The organism is Streptacidiphilus jeojiensis, from assembly GCF_042510965.1.
Taxonomy (GTDB): Bacteria; Actinomycetota; Actinomycetes; order Streptomycetales; family Streptomycetaceae; genus Streptacidiphilus; species Streptacidiphilus jeojiensis.
On sequence record NZ_JBEUKS010000006.1, the window covers coordinates 310,845 to 331,178 of the forward strand.

Sequence of the window (20,334 nt, forward strand, 5' to 3'; positions counted from 1 at the left end):
ACGTCCAGTTGATCGCGGGAGCGCTGCTCATGATCAGGGAGCAGCGGACGATGATGGCCGTGGGCTGGCTGTTCATCGCGGTCGCCGGACCGCAGGCGCTGCTGTCGCCCCTCTTCGGACGGATCGCCGACCGCTTCGACCGGCGGGCGCTGTGGATCGGCTGCGACGCCACCAGCGCGGTGCTGGCCCTGGGCCTGCCGCTCTGGCTGGCCTGCGGCGGCGCCCAGGGCCCGGGCGTCTACACCGCCAACCTCGCCCTCGCCGTCGTCAGCGCCCTGTTCTTCCCGGCCAGCTCGGCACTGATCAAGGAGCGGGTGGCACCGGAGCGGCTCCGGCGGTTCAACGCCCACTACGAGACCGGGACGCAGGCCGGCATGCTGCTGTCGGCGACGGTGGGCGGGCTGGCGGTGCAGGCCTTCGGCGCGGTACCGCTGCTGGTCTTCAACGCCGGAACCTTCGCCGTCTCCGCGCTCTGCGTCGTCGCGGTGGGACGCCGGACCGAGGCCGCCGCGCAGACAGCCCCTGCCGATGCCCCTGCTTCCCCCGTCGTACCCGCCATGCCCGCCGTCCCCGCGCAACCGCTGCGGGTCCGCCGCTTCATCCTGCTCTACGCCCAGGGCAGCGTGGTCGTCACGGTCTTCAACGCGCTGCTGCCCACCGCCGTCATCGGCGAACTCCACCTGGGCGCCGGCATGTTCGGAGCCGTGGACGCCCTCGGCAGCCTCGGCTTCCTGGCCGCCACCGGGTGCTACCGGATCGTCAGCAGGCGCTACCCGGACCTGCGCATCGCCGTGGTCGGCTTCCTGCTGTGCAATGTCGGGCTGGTGCTGCAGAGCCAGTTCGGGATCGCCGGCTACCTGGTCGGGGTGCCGCTCGGCGCCTTCGTCTTCGGCCAGGCCAGGATCGCCTCCCGGACCATGCTGATGGCCTCGGCCGACGACGCCTCGGTCGGCAGGGCGTTCGGCCTGGCCAACGGAGGAGGACTGGCGGCCACCGTCGGGGTGATGTTCCTGGTGGCCGGGGTCACCGACCACAGTGACACCCGCTACGGCTTCGCGGTGCTGGCCGCGCTGGCACTGCTGGCGACGCTGGCCTCGGCGCTGCTGCTCCGGACTCCGTCCCCGGCCGGCCGGTACCGGGCCAGGATCGCCGCCGCCGTTTCGGCGACCGCGCGACGCAGTTCCTCCGGGGCGAGCACCTCGACCTCCGGTCCCAGCGACAGCAGCGTCGGCACCGCGAGCTCCACCGACTCCAGCGGGACCGTCACGGTGACCCAGCCCTCGGCGTCCGGCGGGCCGGCCGAGGCCTGGACCGCCCGCACCAGGGCCGCGTCCAGCCGGTCGGGGAGCGCCGAGAACATCGCCGGGGCGATCCGGACCGAGGCCTGAAGCCGCAGCCGGCGCGCGTCGTAGCCGTCGAGGTAGTCCCGCCAGAACGCCGCTAGGTCGAACCCGGCGGGACGCTCGAAGCCGGTCCCCTCGTCCACCTCCAGGCGCAGGATCTGCGACACCCGGTAGGTCCGCACGGCGTCCTGCGTGCCCGCCACCGCCGCGACCAGGTACCAGACACCCGCCTTGAGGACCAGGCCGTACGGGTCGAGCTCGCGCTCGACCTCCTGCGGGGCCGCCCAGCGGTGGTAGCGCACCCGGATCCGGTGCTGGTTCCAGACCGCGTCGGCGAGCACCGCGAGGCCGGGCGGCGAGTCCTGCTCCCGGTACCAGCCGAGGGCGTCCAGGTGGAACCGCTCGCGGATCCGTCCTGACCGGTCCCGCAGCGGGGCCGGCAGCGCCGCCGTCAGCTTCAGCTGGGCGGCGGCGAGCACCTCGCCGAGGCCCAGATCGGCCGCCGCGCCCGGCAGCCCGGCCAGGAACAGCGACTCCGCCTCGTCGGCGTGCAGCCCGGTCAGCCGGGTCCGGTAACCGTCGAGCAGCTGGTAGCCGCCGCGGTGCCCGGCGTCCCCGTACACCGGGATGCCCGCGCCGCTCAGCGACTCGATGTCCCGGTAGACGGTCCGCACCGAGACGCCCAGTTCCCCGGCGAGCTCCTCCGCCGTCAGCCGCCCCCGGTTCTGCAGCAGCAGGACGAGGGACAGCAGGCGCGCTGCGCGCATTGCCGGCCCTCCTCCGCTCTTCCCCGCTCCGTTCCAGGCCAGCCAGGCTATCCGACCGATCCGGTGCCGGAGCTCAACGCCGCGGGGCGACCCTGCGGCCGCCGTCGACCAGCAGGTCGGTGCCGGTGACCCAGGCGGCGGCGGGGGAGAGCAGCCAGACCACGGCCGCAGCGATGTCCTCCGGCTCGCCCAGACGCTGCATCGGGGTGGCGGAGGCCAGTTGCTGCTCGGCCGGCTCCCAGTAGTGCCGGGCCAGTTCGGTGCGCACCAGGCCGGGGGAGACCGAGTTGACCCGCACCCCGGGGGCGAGTTCGGCGGCCAGGTGACGGGTGAGCTGCAGCAGCGCCGCCTTGCTGGTCTCGTAGGCGGCCAGCCCGGGGCCGGCGCCGTGGACGCCCTCGGTGACCACGTTCACCACCGCGCCGCCGTGCTCCCGCATCCAGACCTGCCAGGCCGCCCGGACCAGGGCGAGCGGGCCGTGCACATTGACGGCGAAGGTGTCCAGCCAGACCGCCGGATCGCCGCTGACGGCCGGGGCCAGCGGCTGGTTGGCCCCGGCGTTGTTCACCACGAAGTCGACGGAGCCGAACAGCTCCAGGCAACCGCGCACCCAACGGTCGGTGGCGTCCGGGTCCCCGGCCGAACCGGTACGGCCCTCGACCCGGCCGCGCCGCTCACCGCTGCCTCCGCCCGCCCGCAGCCGCTCGACGGCCTCCTCGACGCCGGTGCCGTCCCGCGCCGTCAGCAGCACATCCGCTCCGACCGCCAACAGCCCCTGGGCGACCGCGAATCCGATGCCCCGGGAACCCCCGGTGACGATCGCCGCCCGCCCGTCCAGTCGCATGGGGACAGGTTGGGTCGCTCGCCGGAAGAAGGGAAGTCCCGGGCCCGCCTATTCCGTTGCCAGCAGGGCGTGCACCCGGGACCAGGCGTCGGCGGCGGTGTCCGGGTCGGTGCCCAGGAAGCCGTGGCCGCGGTCCGGGTAGGTCACGAACTCGTGGCGGACGCCCGCCTCCTTGAGTGCGGAGGCGATCACCTGCTGTTCGGCCGTGGAGATGACATGGTCGTCGGCGCCGACCAGGTAGAGCAGCCTGCCGGTGATCCGGCCGGTGCGGGCGAGGGTGGGTTCGGGGCGGCTGAGCGGGATCTCCGTGCCGGTGAGCCAGCCGCCGTAGAAGACTGCGACGGCGTCCAGGTCGAACTCGGTCGCGGCCAGGTAGGCGATGTGGCCGCCCATGCTGAGGCCGACCATGCCCACCCGGGGACTGCCGAGAGAGCGCACGAAGTCGATGGAAGCGCCGACGTCGGCCAGTACTTGATCCCGCGTCAGCAGCTGCAGCAGCTCGAACCCCCGGTCCCGGCCCGCCTGTTCGCGGGGCAGCTCGACGCCGGGATCGGTGCGGTGGTGGAAGTCCGGCGCGAGGGCGACGAAGCCGAGTCCGGCCAGATGGTCGCAGACATCGCGGACATGGGAGTCGACGCCGAAGAGTTCCATCGCGACCAGCACGGCCGGGAACACCCCTGCGGAGTCCGGTCGGGCGAGGTAACCGCCCATCGGCGCGGAGTCGCCGACGCCCACCGGGACGGTGACGTGTTCGGTGCGGATCGGAACGGGGCGCGCGGAAACGGAGGTCATGCCGAGAACCCAACCACCTCCCTAAGGTGGTAGCCACAGCACACTCTTCCTAGTAACCGGAGTACCAGGATGTCGCAGGCCGCGATCCGGGCCAAGGAGTTGGGCGAGCTGCTGCGCTCCCGCCGCGAGCGGCTGCAGCCGGCCGACGTCGGCCTGCCGGAGGGCTCCCGGCGGCGCACCCGGGGGCTGCGCCGGGAGGAGGTGGCGCAGCTCGCCGCGATCTCCTCGACCTACTACGCCTATCTGGAGCAGGGACGGGAGCTGAACCCCTCCCGCCAGGTGGTCGACGCGCTGGCAGCGGCGCTGCGGCTGGACACCGCCGAGCGCGCGCACGTCCACGAACTGGTGCACGGCGTCCCCGCGACGGTCCCGGGCGTCGAGCAGCTCTCGCCCGCCGTGGTGGCGCTGGTCGACCGGCTGGACCCGTGCCCCACCTACGTCACCGGCCGCCACTGGGACGTGCTGGCGTCCAACCGCGCCGCCCGCGCCCTCTGGACGGACTGGCCCGCGCTCCCGGCCGCCGAGCGCAATCTGCTCTGGTGGATGTTCACCGCCCCCGCCGCCCGCGAGGTCCTGGTGGACTGGCCGGGCGAGGCTTCCGCCCTGCTCGGCCGCTTCCGCTCCGCCGCCGCCCGGCACCCTGGCGACCCCGCTTTCGCGGCCCTGATCGACCGCCTCCACGCCGCCAGCCCCGAGGTCCGCGCCTGGTGGCCCCGCCACGACATCACCCCGCTCGGCTCCGGCACCAAACTGCTGCGCCACCCCCTCCTCGGCGAACTGACCCTCACCCACGTCGTGCTGCAACTCGCGGACGATGCCGAACAGAAACTCGTCACCTTCTCCGCCCCGGCTCCCGACCTGGCCCGCATCGCCAATCTCGGCTGAAGCACCGCCGCCGGGCGCGCACACTGGAGGTATGTGCCGAAGCATCAAGACGCTCCGCCCGCCGGTCATGCCCGTGGTGGAGGACGAGGACATCAGGGCGGCTGCCCTGCAGTACGTGCGGAAGGTGTCGGGGTTCCGGGCGCCGGCCGCGCACAACAAGGACGCGTTCGACGCGGCCGTCGAGGCGGTCGCGGAGGCCACCAGGACGCTGCTCGACGAGCTGGTGGTCAGGGGCGCGCCGAAGGCGGAGGCCGCAAGCTGACCGCTGATCGCCTGCCGGGTCAGGCAGGGGTGGCCGGGGCGTGTTCGGTGGCGAGTCTGACCGCGAGGGCGCCGAGGACCGTGCCCATCAGGTAGCGCTGGATCCTGAGCCACGCCGGGCGGCGGGCCAGGAACAGCGCGATGCTGCCCGCGGCGAGGACGATGGCGAGGTTCACCGCAAGGCTGACGGCGATCTGCACGCTGCCCAGGACGAAGCCCTGGAGCAGTACGTCGCCCGCCCTGACGTCGATGAACTGCGGGATCAGCGAGAGGTACATGACCGCGATCTTGGGGTTCAGCAGATTGGTCAGCAGTCCCATCGAGAAGAGCCGCCGGGGTGAGTCCGGGGCCAGCGGCTGCGGGGCGAAGACCGAGACCCCGCCCGGGCGCAGCGCCTTCCAGGCGAGCCAGGCCAGGTAGCCGGCCCCGGCGAGCTTGACCGCGAGGTAGAGCCCGGGGACGGCCAGGAATACCAGCGACAGCCCGAGGTTGGCCGCGCAGAGGTAGAGCAGGAAGCCGACGGCGACCCCGGCCAGCGAGACCGCCCCGGCCCGGCGCCCCTGGGTGATGCTGCGCGAGACCAGGTACATCATGTTGGGTCCTGGCGTGAGCACCATGCCGAGCGCCACCGCCGAGACGCCCAGGAGCGCGTTGGTTCCGACCATGGGTCCAGGATCGGCGCTCCCGAGCGTTCAGCACCAGCGACGATTGCTATGCCGAACCATGTAGGGCTCCTACACGGTCCGCCGGGGATCCGTCCGCGCGGCCGCTGCAGGAGCACACTGGACACCATGGCCGTCCCCGAAGCACACGAATGCCGAACCTGTACCGACGACAGCTCGCTCGGAACGACCGTCCACGAGGACCTGGTGCTCGGTGCGCCGTTGTCCATGGAGGAGCTCGACGACGCGCACCGCCTGGAGCGGTTCGCGGGCAAGTACGCCCATGACGGCTGCCAGGTGATCGAGGTCCGGAAGGTGGCCTCGACCACCCTCAGCGGTTTCGGCTGGGCCGTCCGCTTCATCGAGGAGGGGAGCGGCCACCTGGTCCACTGACCACCGTCGGACGATCACACGATCGGACGGTCAGCCGCTCTGGAGCTCCTCCCGGTCCGGGGGGTTGGCGCCGGCGCGGGAGACGGTGAGGGCGGCTGCCCGGCCGGCGTGGGTGAGGATCCCGTGCACCGTGTCGGTGGTCAGCGCGGCGAGGCTCGGCCGGGCCGGGGCACCGAGCAGATCGAGGGCGGCCAGGGCGTCCAGGGACGCGGACATGAAGGAGTCGCCGGCGCCGACGGTGTCCACGACGGTGGTGCGGACCGCGGCTGCGGAGACCGTGTCGCCGCTGGTGAAGCCGGTGGCGCCGGAACCGCCCCTGGTGACCAGTACCAGCTCGGGGCCCAGCGCCAGCCAGCGCGCGGCGACGTCCGGCACCGGGACCCCGGGGTAGAGCCAGTCCAGGTCCTCGTCACTGGCCTTGACCAGGTCGCTCAGCGCCACGCAGCGCTCGACCCGCCGCACCGCCTCCGGCCGGTCACCCATCAACGCGGGCCGCATATTGGGGTCGTAGCTGACCGTGGCCTGCCCGCGCAGCGACCCGGCCAGGGCGGCGACGGTCTCCGACCCCGGGTCCTTGACGGCCGCGATCGACCCCAGGTGGACATGGTGCGGCGTGAACGGCAGCGGGGTGGGACGCAGCGTCCAGTCGATGTCGAAGGTGTAGCCGGCCTGGCCGCCGGCGTCCAGGGTGACCAGCGCGGTCGACGTCCGCACGTCCTGCTGCCCGTCGGACAGCAGCGACACCCCGGCCGAGCGCAGATGGGCGGAGATCAGCACGCCCATGGCGTCGGCCCCGAGCTGGGTCAGCAGCGCGGTGTCGCGGCCGAGCCTGGCCAGGCCGTAGGCGACGTTGGCGGGGCTGCCGCCGGGGTGCGGCACATCGGCCTGCCCGGGCGCTCGGACGATGTCGGCGATGCTCTCGCCGATTACCAGGAAGTCGGTCATCGGGCCATTCTGCACAGCCGGGGGAGCACGGGAGCAGGGAAGGCGGATGCGAGACTGCCCGGGTGAACCCCGCCTGGCTCGATCTCCCGGTCCGCAGCGCCCTGCCCGAGCTGCGGCGCGCTCTCGCGGAGCGCGGCGCGGCCGTGCTCGAAGCACCGCCCGGGACCGGCAAGACCACGCTGGTGCCGCTGGCGCTGGCCGGGCTGCTCGACGGCGACCCCGGCACCGGCGCGGCGGGTACGGCGGGCACGGCCGGCACGGCGGCCGCCCCGGCTGAGCGGCGACGGGTGCTGGTCGCTGAGCCGAGGCGGCTGGCGGTCCGCGCGGCCGCGCGGCGGATGGCCTGGCTGCTGGGGACTCCGGTGGGCGAGGACGTCGGCTTCACCGTACGCGGGGAGCGCCGGATGGGGCCGCGCGCCGTGGTCGAGGTGGTCACCACCGGGGTGCTGCTGCAGCGGCTGCAACGGGACCAGGAACTCTCCGGCGTGGACGTGGTGCTGCTGGACGAGTGCCACGAACGGCATCTGGACGCGGACACCGCACTGGCCTTCCTGCTGGACGTACGGGCCGCGCTCCGCCCGGAGCTGCAGCTGCTCTGCGCCTCGGCGACCTCCGACACCGCGGCCTGGGCGGCGCTGCTCGGGGACGGCGCTCCGGCGCCGGTGGTGGCGGCGCAGGGGATCCAGTACCCGGTCGAGGTGGTCTGGGCGCCGCCGCCGCGTCCGGTCCGGCCGCCGCAGGGCCTGCGCACCGATCCGGCGCTGCTGGAGCAGGTCGCCACGACCGTGCTCAGGGCGCTGCGCGAGCGGGACGGGGACGTGCTGTGCTTCCTGCCCGGCGCCGGCGAGATCGCCAGGGTCGCCGGACTGCTGGCCGGCGCCGGGGGAGCGGCGGAGGTGCTGCAGCTGCACGGCCGGGCCGACCGCGCGGTCCAGGACGCGGTGCTCAGCCCGGCCGGCGACCGCCGCCGGATCGTGCTGTCCACCTCCGTGGCGGAGTCCTCGCTGACCGTGCCGGGGGTGCGCAGCGTGGTGGACTGCGGGCTGGCCAGGGAACCGCGCACGGACCATGCGCGCGGGCTGTCCAGCCTGGTCACCGTGCGGGCCTCGCTGGCGACCGGGCGGCAGCGGGCAGGCCGGGCCGGACGCGAGGGCCCCGGCGCCGTCTACCGCTGCTGGGCCGAGGTCGAGGACGCCCGGGTCCGGGCCCTGCCCACGCCGGAGATCCTCCAGGCCGACCTGACCTCCTTCGCGCTGCAGGCCGCCTGCTGGGGCGCCCCCGGCGGCCAAGGGCTCGCCCTGCCCGACCCGCCGCCGGACGGTGCGACGGCCGCCGCCCGGGAGACGCTGACCGCGCTGGGCGCGCTCGACGCCGACGGGCGGGCGACCGCCCGGGGTACCCGGATCGCCCGCACCGGGCTGCACCCCCGGCTGGCCCGGGCGCTGCTGGACGGCGCCGCGCCGGTGGGCGCGGAGCGGGCGGCGGAGCTGGTGGCGCTGCTCTCCGAGGAGCCGCCGCGGGCCCTCGGCGACGATCTGACCGCAGTCTGGCGCACCGTCAGGACCGGGCGTGACCCCTATGCCGCCCGCTGGCGCGAGGAGGTCCGCCGGCTGCGGCGGCAGCCCGACGCCGGGGACTCCAAGGAGGACGGTGCCGGGGCCCGGCGTGCGGACCGAGCGGTGCCCGATGCGACGGCGGCCGGCCTGGTCGTCGCGCTGGCCTTCCCCGAGCGCATCGCCAGGGCGCGTGGCGGCGCCCCCGAGCCGGGAGCCCGCGCCTCCTATCTGATGGCCTCCGGCACCGCCGCCGAGTCCGCGGCCGGCTCCGCCCTGTCCGGTGCCGAGTGGATCGCGGTGGCCGTCGCCGACCGTCCGGCCGGGTCGCCGTCCGCGCGGGTGCAGTTGGCCGCGGCTCTCGACGAGGCCACCGCCCGACGCGCGGGCGCCTCGCTGCTGACGGTGCGTGAGGAGGTCCGCTGGGTCGTGCCGCCGGGATCCCGGCGCGGCGATGTGGTCGCCCGCAGGGTCGAGTCGCTGGGGGCGGTGGAGCTCGCGGCCGAGCCGCTGCCCGCCCCGGACCGGGCCCTGTTGCGGGCGGCCCTGCTGGAGGGGCTGGCCGCCGAGGGTTTCGGCGGGTTGCTGACCTGGTCGGCCGAGGCAACCGGACTTCGGCAGCGGCTGGCGTTCCTGCACCGCGAGCTCGGCGACCCCTGGCCCGACGTCTCCGACGAGGCGCTGCTGGAACAGGCCGACGCATGGCTGGAGCCCGAGCTCTCCCGGGCCCGGCGCCGCTCGGACCTGGAGCGCATCGGTACCGCGTCGGCGCTGGCCAGGCTGCTGCCCTGGGCCTCGGGCCAGGCCGGACGGCTGGACGAGCTGGCCCCGGAACGGATCACGGTCCCCACCGGATCACGGATCCGGGTCGACTACTCCGCCGACCGGCCGGTGCTCGCAGTGAAACTGCAGGAGCTGTTCGGCTGGCAGGAGACCCCGCGACTGGCGGACGGACGCGTTCCGCTGACGGTGCATCTGCTGTCGCCCGCGGGCCGTCCCGCGGCCGTCACCGGTGATCTGGCGTCCTTCTGGCGCGAGGGCTACCGCGCGGTCCGGGCCGACCTGCGCGGCCGCTACCCGCGGCATCCGTGGCCCGAGGACCCCGCCACCGCGCAGCCCACGCGACGCGCCAACCCACGCCGGGACGGCTGACCGGCGTCCGGCGCTGCGGCGACTCGGCACGGCAGCGACTCGGCACGGCAGCGACTCAGTACCTCAGCGGGCTCAGCACCGCAGCGGTTCAGCACCACAGCAGGCCGAACAGCCCGGACGCGCGGGGTGCCGGGCGGGCCGGCGTCAGCTCCGCCGGGCCCGGTCCCGGGACGGTGACGGGATCCATGCCGAGGACGATCCGGTCGTAGGCGCGCAGCTGTGCGCGTCCTGACCCGCCGTCCTCGACGGACCCGGCAGCCGGGCCCGGCCTTCGGGTGTCCCTCGAGTGCCGCTGCGGTACCACGGTTCGGTCTCCTTCGCCCCAGGGGTGCGTGCGCTGCTACGCCCCGGGCGGTCGCGAACGGCCGTCGGACCACCCGCCCCCGTGGGTTCTGGCCGGGCCCAAGAGTACGCCAAAGCACGAGAGTTGGGTGCATATGCCAGACGGCGGCGGTCCCGGCCCGGAACGGGCCTCCCGCAGGCGGTGCGCGCGGCGGCGATCGGGTACTGTGGCGCTCGGCCAGTAGAGACACCGACCGAGGAGGTGGGACCCATTACCGCTGTCGCAGTCCGGGTGCTCCGCTCCCCGGCCTCCGGGACTCCTCCGAGGCCCTGACGGGACGAGCGCCCTTCGGTATCCCGAAAGGCTCCCTGTGTCCTTCCCCGTTCTGCCCTCTTCCCCCGCCGCACCGGCCGACGGCCTCGACGCCGTGGTCTCCCGGCTCCGTGCCGCGGGCTGCGTCTTCGCCGAGGACGAGGCGGCGCTGCTCGTCGCGGCCGCCACCACCCCGGCCGAGCTCGACTCGATGGTCCGCCGCCGAGCCGCCGGCCTCCCGCTGGAGCACATCCTCGGCTGGGCCGGGTTCTGCGGCCTGCGGGTCGCGGTGGACCCGCAGGTCTTCGTGCCCCGGGTGCGCACCGAGTTCCTGGTGCGGCAGGCCGCCGCGCAAGCCCCGCCGGACGCCGTGGTCGTCGACCTGTGCTGCGGCACCGGCGCGGTGGGCCTGGCGCTGCTCGCGGACCTGGCCGCCGCCGGAACCCCCGCCGCCGAACTGCACGCCGCCGACATCGACCCGGCGGCGGTGCGCTGCGCCCGCCGCAACCTCACCGCCCCGGGCAGCGGCGTCCGCGACTGCGGCGCCCTGAGTATCGCGGTCCACCGGGGCGACCTCTACGACCCGCTGCCGGAGCGGCTGCGCGGCCGGGTCGACCTGCTGGTCGTCAACGCCCCCTACGTGCCCACCGAGGCCATCGCCCTGCTGCCGACCGAGGCCCGGGTGCACGAGGCCAGGGTGGCCCTGGACGGCGGCCCGGACGGCCTGGACCTGCACCGGCGGGTCGCAGCCGGGGCGGACCGGTGGCTGGCGCCCGGCGGCAGCCTGCTGATAGAGACCAGCGAACGCCAGGCCGAGCAGACCGCCGCGGTCTTCGCCGCCGGCGGTCTGCTGCCCCGGATCACCGGTTCGGACGAACTGGACGCCACCGTGGTCATCGGCACCAGGCCCTGACCGGACCGTCGGGCCGGACCGGACCGCCGGACCGCCGGACCGGACCGTCCGGCCCCGCCGTCGCGGTCACCCCTGCGCCAGCGCCTCCCGCAGCTGCTCGGCGGTGAGGTGCGGGCCGTAGGCGGGCTTGTCCCGGTCGAAGCGCCGGCCCTCGGCCAGCGGGCCGGCGTCGACCACGTCGAAGCCGAACTCCTCGATCAGGGCGGCCACGGTCTTCTTGGCCTCGGCGTCGTCCCCGGCGATCGGCAGCGCGCGCCGGTTCGGGGTGCCGACCGGGGCGGCCTCGTCGCCGATCGCGGCGGCGGCGATGTTGTTGAACGCCTTGACCACGTGGGAGTCCGGCAGATGGGCGGCGAGCACCTCGCTCACCGAGGTCCGGCCGCTGTCGATGTCCGGGAAGTGGCCGTCCCGCTCGAAGTAGTAGTTGTTGGTGTCGATCACGGTCTTGCCGCCCAGCGGCTCGGCCGGGATCCGGGTGTAGTTCTTGAACGGGACGGTGACCACGACCAGGTCGCCCGTCGCGCCCGCCTCCGCCGCCGTGGCCGCGCTCGCCAGCGGGCCGAGCGCGGCCACGACGTCGGCCAGGGTCTCCGGGCCGCGCGAGTTGCTGAGCACGACGTTGTGTCCGTGGGCGACCGCCTGCCTGGCGATGGCCTGGCCGATGTTGCCGCTGCCGATGAGTCCGATGGTTGCCATGGATGGAGTCCTCCCCCGTTGCGGCACGCTGAACCAGCGATCCCCCCGTACGGCGGCTACGTTGGTGCGATGTGCTGGAGTTCGACCGCCGACCTGGTCGCGGGCGGCGCCGTCACCGCCGTCGGGGTGGTCACGCTGGCCTCGGTGCGTCGCGGCCGTGACGCACTGCTGGCCGCGCTGCCGCTGGTGCTGGGCCTGCACCAGCTGATCGAGTCGGTCGTCTGGCGCGGCGCAGAAGGCGAGGTGGGTGCCGGTACGGCCGCAGTGGCGCGGACGGCCTGGGCCGTGATCGCCTATCCGCTGCTGCCGCTGCTGGTGCCGGTCGGGGTGCTGCTGGCGGTACGGGCCGCGGTCTCGCCGGCCCGGCGCCGGCTGCTGCTGGCGCTGGTGCTCCTCGGCCTGGTGGTCTCGGTGGTGCTGGCCGTCGCGGTGGCCCGGCACGGGGTCAGTGCGCAGATCGACGGGCACACCCTGCGCTACGGCGTCGGGGTGGGCCGTCCGGTGCCGATCGGTGCCGGATACCTGCTGGCCACGGTGGGCGCGCTGCTCGCGAGCGGGCAGCGCGACATCCGTGCGGTGGGGGTGGCCTGCGGCGTGGGGGCGGTGGTCTGCCTGCTGCTGTGGCAGACGGCCTTCGTGTCGACCTGGTGCGCGCTGGCCGCGGTCGCCAGCCTGCTGGTGCTGCGCTGGGTCCGTCGCTCCCGGACCGCGGACCGGCGGGTGCCGCTCGCCGCTCAGTAGCCGCCGTAGCCGCCGGAGCTGCTGGGCGAGGTGCTGGGTGCGCTCCCGGAGCCGGTGATCGCGCTGCCGTCGGGGGCGACCAGGTACCAGGCGCCGCCGAAGGCGGTGACGCCCTGGCCGTTGATGTCACCGGCCTTGGTGTCCTTGACGAAGTAGTAGAGCGGATGGCCGCCGTAGGTGACCTGGGTCGACTTGTCGGCCCTGGTGCTGGTGCCGACCATCGAGGCGGTGAGCCCGCTGGTGACCGGTGTTCCGGTGGCGTGGTCCGGCGGCCAGGCGACCGCGCAGGCGCCGTTGCAGGCGGAGGTGGTGCCGGTGTCGGCCTCGAACAGGTAGAGCGCCCGCCCGGACCCGTCGACCAGGATCTGGCCGTCGGCCGAGGAGGCGGTCTTCAGGGTGGTGCTGCCGCCCGCCGCGGATCCGCCGGCCGGCGATCCGCTGGCGGCTGCCGTGGTCGGCGCGGACGAGGAGGCACTGCTGGTGCCGCTGCTGGAGCAGCCTGCCGCGAGGGCCGCGACGGCGCCTGCGGCGAGCACTCCGGTAAGGACACGATTCTTTCGGATCATGACGGATCTTCTTCCGCCGGGACCGCCGCCGCGCCCGTTGCGTCGCAGCCGGTCCACCGGCCCGCCTAGGCGGGTCCGCATCCTCAGGTACGCGCAGGCGACAGCACAGGTTCAGCACAGATCCGGTACAGGTTCAGGCCCGCAGCCCGCGCAGCCAGGCTCGTACGGCGGTGGTGTCGGCGGCCGTCGGCACGCCGGGGGGCGGGGCGGGGCGGGTCACCACGACCACCGGGATCCCGGCCTCGCGGGCGGCGGCGAGCTTGGGCGCGGTGGCGGTGCCGCCGCTGTCCCTGGTGACCAGGACGTCGATCCGGTGCTCGCGCAGCAGCGCGCGCTCGCCGTCCAGGGTGAAGGGGCCCCGGTCCAGCAGGACCCGGACCCGGGCCGGCAGCGGCGGCTCCGGGGCGTCGACGGAGCGCACCAGGAAGTGCTGCGGCAGCCCGGCGAAGGCCGCCAGCCCGCCGCGTCCGGTGGTCAGGAACACCCGCCGGTCCGCGGCGGCCGTGGCCGCCGCGGGTCCGGGCGTCAGCCCGGGGGCGGACAGCAGCGCGGCGGCCTGCTCCAGCGAGGCGGCCGGATGCCAGCGGTCGCCCGGACCCGCCGTCCATCCCGGCCGGCGCAGCGCCAGCAGCGGCACACCGGTGGCCGCCGCGGCCCCGGCCGCGTTGGCGCTGATGGTGACGGCGAAGGGATGGGTGGCGTCGACGACCGCCGCGACCCGGTGCTCGCGCAGCCAGCGGGACAGGCCCTCGGCGCCGCCGAAGCCGCCGATCCGGACCCGGCCGGGCGGCAGCAGCGGCTGGGCCACCCGGCCCGCCAGCGAGCTGGTGACGGTCAGTGACGGGTCGTCGGCGAGTTCGGCGGCCAGCAGCCGGGCCTGGGCGGTGCCGCCGAGGACCAGGACGTGCAGCGGGTGCGACGGGCTGGGGTGCGACGGGCTGCGGTGCGACGGGCTGGTCACGGCCGGCGCAGCAGATAGGTGTCCATGATCCAGCCCTTGCGGGCCCGGGCCTCCGCCCGCAGCGCCAGGATGCGTTCGGCGACCTCGGCGAGCCGTCCCGAGACCAGGATCTCGTCGGCGGTCCCGAGGTAGGCGCCCCAGAAGATCTCCAGCTCCGGGTCGAGACCGGCGAAGGACTGGTGCGCGTCCAGCATCACCACCAGGTCGTCCACGCCCTCCGGCAGCCCCCCGGCCTCGGCCAGCCTGCGGCCGGTGGTGATCTGCACCGGCCGGCCCACCCGGTTCAGGCCGGTGCGGTGCCGGGCGGCCAGCGCGGAGACGCTGCTGATGCCGGGGACCACCTCGCAGTCGAAGTCCACCGTGCCACGGCCGCGCACCTCGGCCAGGATCGCCAGCGTGCTGTCGTAGAGCGAGGGGTCGCCCCAGACCAGGAAGGCGCCGCAACCGCCCTCCGGAAGTTCGTCCCTGACGAGCCGTTCGTAGATGTCGGCCCGGCGGCTACGCCAGTCGTCCACGGCCGGGGTGTAGCCGGGGGTGGCGGCGGTGCGGTCGCGCTCGGGGTCGGTGGCCTGCACCACCCGGTAGGGGTGGTCCACGTGCCGGTCCAGGATCTCCTCGCGCAGCCCGGTCAGATCGGACTTCTCCCGGCCCTTGTCGAGCAGGAAGAAGACCTCGGCGCGGTTGAGCGCCTTGACCGCCTGCAGGGTGAGGTGGTCCGGGTCGCCCGCGCCGATGCCGACGACGCAGATCGTCCTTCTGTCGTTCATGGCCGAGAGTCTGCCAGGCAGGAGATAGGTTGCCTGGTACCGGGTCGTCGCCCGGTACCAGGCACGATGGCGGCCGGCGGGCCGGGAGCGGTGGGAGGCGGAGGATGCCGGGGGAGCAGCGGAAGTCACGGTGGGGTTGGTTCCTGGTGCTGGCGGCGGTCGTGGTGATCGGCTGGATCGCCCGGCCCGGCGGCCATGACTCCGGCACGGCGGCCGCCGCACCGTCGCAGTCCTCAACCGGTTCCGCGTCCAGGAGCGCGGTGGCCCCTTCGGCTTCGGCCTCCGCCCCGGAGACCGGAGTGGTCCAGCCCTACGACCCGGCGCACTACGCCGCCGACACGGTCAGGTACGGCAGGCAGGCCGGGATCGACCCGCAACTGCTGATGGCGATCCTCTACAACGAGTCCTACAAGCCGCACGACGCCGCCAGCGAGCGGGCCTGGCAGAAGCTGAAGCCCGGCGCGTCCTTCGGCATCGCCAACATGCACGAGGCGGCCTTCGACGAGACCAAGCGGGGCCGCTCCTTCGCCGATCGCAGCTGGACCGAGCTGCCGGACCATCCGGACCTCGCGATCGAGGCCGAGGCCTGGTTCCTGCACGACCTCAGGACCCAGCTGCCCGCGCAGCACACCGGCAGCCTGACCCAGGACGAGCTGCTGGCCCTCGGCTACAACACCGGGGCCTCCAACATGCGGGCCTTCGCCCGCGGGGTGAAGCTCGGCTCGATGGCCCAGTCGTACCTGGACACCCTGCGGCAGAACTGGGACAAGGCCGGCCGGGCGGTCGCCTCCGCCACGTCGGGCTGAGCCTGGCCGATCCGCCACCGTTGCGCGCCAGTTGAGTATCCGTCAGGGTGGCTAGGACGGGAGGGGGTCGGGCGATGATCGTACTGATCGCCATCGCACTGCTGTGGGGCGGGTCGATGGGGATGACGCGCCGTTGCGGGGCCTACGACCGGGCCACCAGGGCCCGCTGCCGCAATCCGGCGAAGGGCTACTTCAAGCGCTGCTCCCAGCACACCGCCCGGGTGGCGGTCGGCTCGGACCTGGTGGCGGTGGTGCTGGTGGTGGCCGCGGTGGTGGTCGCGATCAACACGGTGCACCGCTGACGCCGACCCGGCTGACCCGTCGACCCGGCTGCCCCGCCGGTCAGGCTGACCCGGGTGGCGGCGTCAGCTGTCCTCAATATCCTGAATGTCGGTTTCGCTGTGACAGTCTGACCCTATGTCGGACTCCGGTCGCTCCCCGCTGCTCTCCTGGACGGTCATCGCCCCGGCGATCGCGCTGGTCCTCCTGGTGCTGACCTGGGGACGGCACATCGACCCGGTGCTGGCCGTGGTGATCGCCGCGGTACTGGCCGCGGCGGTGCTCGCCGCCGTGCACCACGCCGAGGTGGTCGCGCACCGGGTCGGCGAGCCGTTCGGGTCGCTGGTGCTGGCGGTGGCGGTCACCGTGATCGAGGTGGCGCTGATCGTCACCCTGATGATCTCGGGCGGCGACGACAGCGCCTCGCTGGCCAGGGACACCGTCTTTGCCGCCGTCATGATCACCACCAATGGCATCGTCGGGATCTCGCTCCTGGTCGGCGCGCTCCGCTACGGGATGGCGCTGTTCAACTCCGAGGGCACCGGGGCCGCGCTGGCCACCGTGACCGCGCTCAGCGCGCTGAGCCTGGCGCTGCCGACCTTCACCACCAGTGCCCCCGGGCCGGAGTTCTCCTCCACCCAGCTCACCTTCGCCGCGCTGGCCTCGCTGGTGCTCTACCTGCTGTTCGTGTCCACCCAGGCGGGCCGGCACCGGGACTTCTTCCTGCCGGTCGCCCCGCCCGAGGCGCCCGAGCAGCCGGAGGCGCACGCGGCCCCGGCCAGTCTCAAGGCCGCCGTGATCAGCCTGGGGCTGCTGCTGGTCGCCCTGGTCGACGTGGTCGGACTGGCCAAGGTCGAGTCCCACACCATCGAGGACGCCGTCGCGGCGGTGGGCTTCCCGCCGTCCTTCGTCGGTGTGGTCATCGCCCTGCTGGTGCTGGCGCCGGAGACCCTGGCGGCGGTGCGGGCGGCCCGCCGGCACCGGGTCCAGATCAGCCTCAACCTCGCCTACGGCTCCGCCATGGCCAGCATCGGGCTCACCATTCCGGCCATCGCGGTCGCCACGATCTGGCTGAAGGGCCCGCTGCTGCTGGGGCTCGGACCGACCCAACTGGTGCTGCTGGGGCTGACGGTGGTGGTCAGCATCCTCACCGTGGTCCCGGGGCGGGCCACCCGGCTGCAGGGCGGAGTGCATCTGGTGCTGCTGGCGGCCTTCCTCTTCCTCGCCATCAACCCCTGATTCCTCGCCGTCGATCCCTGATCGGCCGTCACCCCCGATGCGTCGGCGGGGCGAGGTTGGCAGCGGATCCCCCATTAGCTAAGGTAAGCCTTACCTAATCAAATGGAGGGTCGAGTGAAGCCTGCCGAGAACGCCGCCGCCGAACCTGTCGAGCCCAGCGAAGCCGAGCGGGTGCGCAGCGTGCTGCAGGCCGCCACCTCGCTGACCGCGGCCGCCAACGGCGGCCGGCACGACCTCCACGGTCCGGACCTGGTCGTCGCCGACGCCGCCGGTCTGGCCCTGCGCGCCCCGGCCGAGTGCCGGCTCACCCGGGAGGTGGTGGTCGCGGGCTCGGCCGGGCTGCCGGTCCTGCTGGAGTGGACCGACCTGGCCCCGCTCCCGGCCGGCAACCGGGTCCGCGCCCAGGTCTGCATCGCCGGACGGCTGCGCGCCTCCCGGCCGACCCGGGACGGCCTGCGGCTGCTGCGGCTCGACCTGCGCCAGATCGTCCTGGACGCCGACGGCGCCGAGACCCTGGTCGACCCGGCCCGGCTGCTCGCGGCCGAGCCGGACCCGCTGGCGGCCGTGGAGGCGGCGCTGCTGCTGCACCTCGACGAGGACCACCAGGACCACGTGACCGCGCTGACCGGACTGATCGGACCGCAACTGCTGTGCGGCGCCCGCCGACTGGTGCCGTACGCGCTGGACCGCTACGGCATCGTGCTGCGGCTGGAGTACGCCGGCGCGCACCGGGACGTCCGGCTGGCCTTCGGCGAGCCGCTCCCCGACGCCGAGCAGGTCGGCCACCGGCTGCACGCCCTGATCGCCGCCGCGGCGGCGGCGCCGACCGGTTCCGGGGCCGGCCACCGGCACGGCTGACCGCACTGCTCCGACCCCTGACGATCAAGTCGGGTGTTGAAGTATGTTGACTACTGTTTCCAGTCTCTGTTCTGATCTGTTATCGCCCTGCAGTCAGGCAGTCGGGCCGAAAGTGGGAGTCGTCGTGCCGCAGATCGTCCACGTCCCGGAACAGCAGCTCTGGATCCTCAGCGGACCGCAGTCCAGCTACGTGTTGCACCTCGACGGCGAGGGTCTGCTGCACGGACTGCACTGGGGTCCCCGGCTGGACGCCGAGCAGGCGGTCTCGCTGCTGGACTTCCCGGCGCCGGTGCACCGCGGCTTCCAGGTCGCCGCCGACGGCCGACTGGACCTGGCGGCGGCCGGCGGCGCCCGCTTCGGCCATGCCGGACTGCAGGTCCGCTTCGCCGACGGAACCCGGGACCTGGAACTGGAACTGACCGGGCACCGGATCGAGGGAGGGGCCGACGGAGCCCCCGCCGAGCTGGTGCTGGAGTTCGCCGACGGCTACTACCCGCTGGCGGTCGAGACCCGCTACCTGCTGCGGCCCGGCAGCGACGTCATCGAGCGCCGGCTGCGGCTGCGGCACACCGGTCCGGTCGAGGGGCGGCCGGAGACGGCTGAGCCGGTGGCCGTCCTGCGGGCCGACTCGGCCACCTGGGTGCTGCCGCCGCTGGACGGCTACCGGCTCAGCCAGGTGCACGGCCAGTGGGCCGCCGAATCGCAGCTGACCCGCAGTGAACTCGCCTACGGGGAAACGGTGCTGACCAGCCGTCGTGGAGTGAGCGGCCACCATGCGCAGCCCTGGGCGATGCTCGACGACGGCACCGCCACCGAGACCGGCGGCGCGGTCTACGGCTGCGCGCTGGCCTGGAGCGGCAGCTGGCAGCTGACGGTGCAGCGGCTGCCCGCCGGCCAGGCGTCGGTCTCGGCGGGTGTGCAGCACACACCGATGGTGCAACTGCTGGCCCCGGGGCAGGAGCTGGAGACTCCGGCCAGTCTCGGCCTGTACAGCGAGGGCGGCTTCGGCGCCGCCAGCCGTGCCTGGCACCGGCACATCAGGTCCGAAGTACTGGAGCACCCCGACGAGTTGCGCCCGGTGCTGTACAACTCCTGGGAGGCCACCTACTTCGACATCGGCCTGGAGAACCAGAAGGCGCTGGCCGACCGGGCCGCCGCGATGGGCGTGGAACTGTTCGTGATGGACGACGGCTGGTTCGGCGCCCGCACCAACGACTCCGCCGGGCTCGGCGACTGGACGCCCAACCCGGACCGCTTCCCGGACGGCCTGGCCCCGCTGATCGACCATGTGCACGGCCTGGGCATGGAGTTCGGCCTCTGGGTCGAGCCGGAGATGACCAACCCGGACAGCGACCTCTACCGCGCCCACCCCGACTGGGTGCTGCACCAGCCGCACCGCCGTCGCACCGAACTGCGCAACCAGCTGGTGCTCAACCTGGCCAGGCCGGAGGTGGCCGACTGGCTGCACGGCACCATCGACGGGCTGCTGCGCGACAACGCCATCGACTTCCTCAAATGGGACATGAACCGTCCCTTCACCGAGGCCGGACCGGTCGGCGCGGGCGGCGACGACCGGCTCTGGACCGACTACACCCGGAACCTCTACGCGGTGCTGGACCGGCTGCGGGCCGACCACCCCTCGGTCCGGATCGAGGACTGCTCCAGCGGCGGCGGTCGGACCGACCTCGGCCTGCTCGCCCGTACCGACCAGGTGTGGACCTCCGACAACACCGACCCGGCGGACCGGCTGCACATCCAGTACGGCTTCTCCCAGCTGCACCCCGCGCAGGTGATGGGCGCCTGGGTCACCGACAGCCCCAACCCGTTCACCCGGCGCAGCACCCCGCTGGACTTCCGCTTCCACTCGGCGATGGCCGGAGCCCTGGGCATCGGCGGCGACCTGGCCGAGTGGACCAAGGAGGAGCTGGCGCGGGCCGCCGAGCTGGTGGCCGCCTACAAGGCGGTCCGGCCGCTGGTGCAGCAGGGCGAGCAGTACCGGCTGCGCGGGCCCGAACAGGAGCTGAGCGCGGTCCAGTTCGTGGCGGCGGACGGGACCGAGAGCGCCGTCCTCGCCTACCGGCGGTCCCGCTCCATGGGCGAGGGCGCACCGGTGCTGCGGCTGCAGGGGCTGCGTCCGGACGCCCGCTACCGGGACGCGGCCACCGGCCGGCTGCACCACGGCGCGGTGCTGCTGGCCCGCGGTCTGCCGCTGGAACTCCCGGAGGGCGACTGGGCCAGCACCCTGGTGCACCTGACGGCCGTCAGCGAGTCAGGCGTCAGCGAGTCAGGCGTCAGCCGGCCCGCCGTCCGGTAAGC

20 protein-coding genes and 1 pseudogene are annotated in these 20,334 nt (G+C 74.1%); 12 read left to right on the top strand and 9 right to left on the bottom strand.

Going from position 1 to position 20,334, the window contains the following annotated elements:
- Positions 1-29 precede the first annotated feature (29 nt).
- A pseudogene (locus ABUW04_RS18955) lies at positions 30-914 on the top strand (MFS transporter); the annotation flags it as partial.
- A gap of 131 nt (positions 915-1,045) precedes the next feature.
- Here ABUW04_RS18955 and ABUW04_RS18960 read toward each other — a convergent pair.
- The 3 genes from ABUW04_RS18960 to ABUW04_RS18970 all read right to left on the bottom strand — a co-directional run bounded on the left by ABUW04_RS18960 (position 1,046) and on the right by ABUW04_RS18970 (position 3,746).
- The gene (locus tag ABUW04_RS18960) at positions 1,046-2,110 is read right to left on the bottom strand and encodes a helix-turn-helix transcriptional regulator (protein ID WP_380565850.1); all 1,065 of its coding nucleotides are present in this window, start codon (positions 2,108-2,110) and stop codon (positions 1,046-1,048) included.
- Positions 2,111-2,183: 73 nt separating this feature from the next.
- Positions 2,184-2,954, bottom strand: a complete 771-nt coding sequence (locus ABUW04_RS18965) for an SDR family oxidoreductase (protein WP_380565851.1) — start codon at positions 2,952-2,954, stop codon at positions 2,184-2,186.
- A gap of 48 nt (positions 2,955-3,002) precedes the next feature.
- The gene (locus tag ABUW04_RS18970; RefSeq protein WP_380565852.1) at positions 3,003-3,746 is read right to left on the bottom strand and encodes a dienelactone hydrolase family protein; all 744 of its coding nucleotides are present in this window, start codon (positions 3,744-3,746) and stop codon (positions 3,003-3,005) included.
- Positions 3,747-3,815: 69 nt separating this feature from the next.
- Between ABUW04_RS18970 and ABUW04_RS18975 the strand changes: the two genes are divergently transcribed.
- The gene (locus ABUW04_RS18975; protein ID WP_380565853.1) at positions 3,816-4,631 is read left to right on the top strand and encodes a helix-turn-helix transcriptional regulator; all 816 of its coding nucleotides are present in this window, start codon (positions 3,816-3,818) and stop codon (positions 4,629-4,631) included.
- Between the two features lie 31 nt (positions 4,632-4,662).
- A complete protein-coding gene (locus tag ABUW04_RS18980; protein ID WP_380565854.1) occupies positions 4,663-4,893 on the top strand; it encodes a DUF2277 domain-containing protein in 231 nt (76 codons plus the stop codon).
- A 19-nt stretch (positions 4,894-4,912) separates the two neighbouring features.
- Here the strand turns inward: ABUW04_RS18980 and ABUW04_RS18985 are convergent, their stop codons facing one another.
- Positions 4,913-5,557 carry a LysE family translocator gene (locus ABUW04_RS18985; protein WP_380565855.1) on the bottom strand — a complete coding sequence of 215 codons (645 nt, stop codon included), beginning with the start codon at positions 5,555-5,557 and terminating at the stop codon, positions 4,913-4,915.
- A 126-nt stretch (positions 5,558-5,683) separates the two neighbouring features.
- On the opposite strand from ABUW04_RS18985, the gene ABUW04_RS18990 reads away from it, so the two are divergent.
- On the top strand, positions 5,684-5,947 hold the full coding sequence (locus tag ABUW04_RS18990) for a hypothetical protein (RefSeq protein WP_037594684.1): 264 nt from the start codon (positions 5,684-5,686) through the stop codon (positions 5,945-5,947).
- 30 nt (positions 5,948-5,977) lie between these two features.
- On the opposite strand, the gene ABUW04_RS18995 is transcribed toward ABUW04_RS18990, so the two are convergent.
- On the bottom strand, positions 5,978-6,892 hold the full coding sequence (locus ABUW04_RS18995) for a carbohydrate kinase family protein (RefSeq protein WP_380565856.1): 915 nt from the start codon (positions 6,890-6,892) through the stop codon (positions 5,978-5,980).
- A gap of 62 nt (positions 6,893-6,954) precedes the next feature.
- Here ABUW04_RS18995 and hrpB point away from each other — a divergent pair, with 62 nt between their 5' ends.
- Together hrpB and ABUW04_RS19005 are read left to right on the top strand one after the other, a co-directional pair.
- Positions 6,955-9,597, top strand: a complete 2,643-nt coding sequence (gene hrpB, locus ABUW04_RS19000; protein ID WP_380565857.1) for an ATP-dependent helicase HrpB — start codon at positions 6,955-6,957, stop codon at positions 9,595-9,597.
- A gap of 653 nt (positions 9,598-10,250) precedes the next feature.
- Positions 10,251-11,105: a putative protein N(5)-glutamine methyltransferase gene (locus ABUW04_RS19005; protein ID WP_380565858.1), complete on the top strand. Its 855-nt coding sequence runs from the start codon at positions 10,251-10,253 to the stop codon at positions 11,103-11,105.
- Positions 11,106-11,171: 66 nt separating this feature from the next.
- On the opposite strand, the gene ABUW04_RS19010 is transcribed toward ABUW04_RS19005, so the two are convergent.
- Positions 11,172-12,002: an NADPH-dependent F420 reductase gene (locus tag ABUW04_RS19010; RefSeq protein WP_380565859.1), complete on the bottom strand. Its 831-nt coding sequence runs from the start codon at positions 12,000-12,002 to the stop codon at positions 11,172-11,174.
- Here ABUW04_RS19010 and ABUW04_RS19015 point away from each other — a divergent pair.
- Entirely contained in the window at positions 11,928-12,542 is a 615-nt protein-coding gene (locus ABUW04_RS19015) for a DUF6629 family protein (RefSeq protein WP_380565860.1), read from the top strand. The two genes, ABUW04_RS19010 and ABUW04_RS19015, sit on opposite strands and share 75 nt — an antisense overlap.
- Here ABUW04_RS19015 and ABUW04_RS19020 read toward each other — a convergent pair.
- The 3 genes from ABUW04_RS19020 to cobF form a co-directional block, all read right to left on the bottom strand.
- Positions 12,536-13,108 (bottom strand): COG4315 family predicted lipoprotein, encoded by a 573-nt coding sequence (locus ABUW04_RS19020; RefSeq protein WP_380565861.1) that lies wholly within the window; start codon positions 13,106-13,108, stop codon positions 12,536-12,538. The genes ABUW04_RS19015 and ABUW04_RS19020 overlap by 7 nt on opposite strands.
- A gap of 133 nt (positions 13,109-13,241) precedes the next feature.
- The gene (locus ABUW04_RS19025; protein WP_380565862.1) at positions 13,242-14,069 is read right to left on the bottom strand and encodes a cobalt-precorrin-6A reductase; all 828 of its coding nucleotides are present in this window, start codon (positions 14,067-14,069) and stop codon (positions 13,242-13,244) included.
- Positions 14,066-14,836, bottom strand: coding sequence for a precorrin-6A synthase (deacetylating) (gene cobF / locus ABUW04_RS19030; RefSeq protein WP_380565863.1), 771 nt, complete (start codon positions 14,834-14,836; stop codon positions 14,066-14,068). Before cobF ends, ABUW04_RS19025 begins: the two co-directional genes overlap by 4 nt.
- Positions 14,837-14,940: 104 nt before the next feature.
- On the opposite strand from cobF, the gene ABUW04_RS19035 reads away from it, so the two are divergent.
- The 5 genes from ABUW04_RS19035 (at position 14,941) to ABUW04_RS19055 (ending at position 20,332) form a co-directional block, all read left to right on the top strand.
- Positions 14,941-15,642 (top strand): transglycosylase SLT domain-containing protein, encoded by a 702-nt coding sequence (locus ABUW04_RS19035; protein ID WP_380565864.1) that lies wholly within the window; start codon positions 14,941-14,943, stop codon positions 15,640-15,642.
- 74 nt (positions 15,643-15,716) lie between these two features.
- Entirely contained in the window at positions 15,717-15,944 is a 228-nt protein-coding gene (locus ABUW04_RS19040) for a hypothetical protein (protein ID WP_380565865.1), read from the top strand.
- Between the two features lie 115 nt (positions 15,945-16,059).
- On the top strand, positions 16,060-17,160 hold the full coding sequence (locus ABUW04_RS19045; protein WP_030252223.1) for a calcium:proton antiporter: 1,101 nt from the start codon (positions 16,060-16,062) through the stop codon (positions 17,158-17,160).
- A 114-nt stretch (positions 17,161-17,274) separates the two neighbouring features.
- Positions 17,275-18,018 carry a DUF2470 domain-containing protein gene (locus tag ABUW04_RS19050; protein WP_380565866.1) on the top strand — a complete coding sequence of 248 codons (744 nt, stop codon included), beginning with the start codon at positions 17,275-17,277 and terminating at the stop codon, positions 18,016-18,018.
- A 124-nt stretch (positions 18,019-18,142) separates the two neighbouring features.
- Positions 18,143-20,332 (top strand): alpha-galactosidase, encoded by a 2,190-nt coding sequence (locus ABUW04_RS19055; RefSeq protein ID WP_380565867.1) that lies wholly within the window; start codon positions 18,143-18,145, stop codon positions 20,330-20,332.
- Positions 20,333-20,334 lie beyond the last annotated feature (2 nt).

What these genes read in the sequence shown, in the direction of transcription:
- ABUW04_RS18970 (WP_380565852.1), bottom strand. Translation starts at nt 3,746, where the DNA reads ATGACCTCCGTTTCCGCGCGCCCCGTTCCGATCCGCACCGAACACGTC.
- ABUW04_RS18965 (WP_380565851.1), bottom strand. Translation starts at nt 2,954, where the DNA reads ATGCGACTGGACGGGCGGGCGGCGATCGTCACCGGGGGTTCCCGGGGC.
- ABUW04_RS18990 (WP_037594684.1), top strand. Translation starts at nt 5,684, where the DNA reads ATGGCCGTCCCCGAAGCACACGAATGCCGAACCTGTACCGACGACAGC.
- ABUW04_RS18995 (WP_380565856.1), bottom strand. Translation starts at nt 6,892, where the DNA reads ATGACCGACTTCCTGGTAATCGGCGAGAGCATCGCCGACATCGTCCGA.
- ABUW04_RS19035 (WP_380565864.1), top strand. Translation starts at nt 14,941, where the DNA reads ATGCCGGGGGAGCAGCGGAAGTCACGGTGGGGTTGGTTCCTGGTGCTG.
- ABUW04_RS19040 (WP_380565865.1), top strand. Translation starts at nt 15,717, where the DNA reads ATGATCGTACTGATCGCCATCGCACTGCTGTGGGGCGGGTCGATGGGG.
- ABUW04_RS18980 (WP_380565854.1), top strand. Translation starts at nt 4,663, where the DNA reads ATGTGCCGAAGCATCAAGACGCTCCGCCCGCCGGTCATGCCCGTGGTG.
- ABUW04_RS18960 (WP_380565850.1), bottom strand. Translation starts at nt 2,110, where the DNA reads ATGCGCGCAGCGCGCCTGCTGTCCCTCGTCCTGCTGCTGCAGAACCGG.
- ABUW04_RS19045 (WP_030252223.1), top strand. Translation starts at nt 16,060, where the DNA reads ATGTCGGACTCCGGTCGCTCCCCGCTGCTCTCCTGGACGGTCATCGCC.
- ABUW04_RS19020 (WP_380565861.1), bottom strand. Translation starts at nt 13,108, where the DNA reads ATGATCCGAAAGAATCGTGTCCTTACCGGAGTGCTCGCCGCAGGCGCC.
- cobF (WP_380565863.1), bottom strand. Translation starts at nt 14,836, where the DNA reads ATGAACGACAGAAGGACGATCTGCGTCGTCGGCATCGGCGCGGGCGAC.
- ABUW04_RS18985 (WP_380565855.1), bottom strand. Translation starts at nt 5,557, where the DNA reads ATGGTCGGAACCAACGCGCTCCTGGGCGTCTCGGCGGTGGCGCTCGGC.
- ABUW04_RS18975 (WP_380565853.1), top strand. Translation starts at nt 3,816, where the DNA reads ATGTCGCAGGCCGCGATCCGGGCCAAGGAGTTGGGCGAGCTGCTGCGC.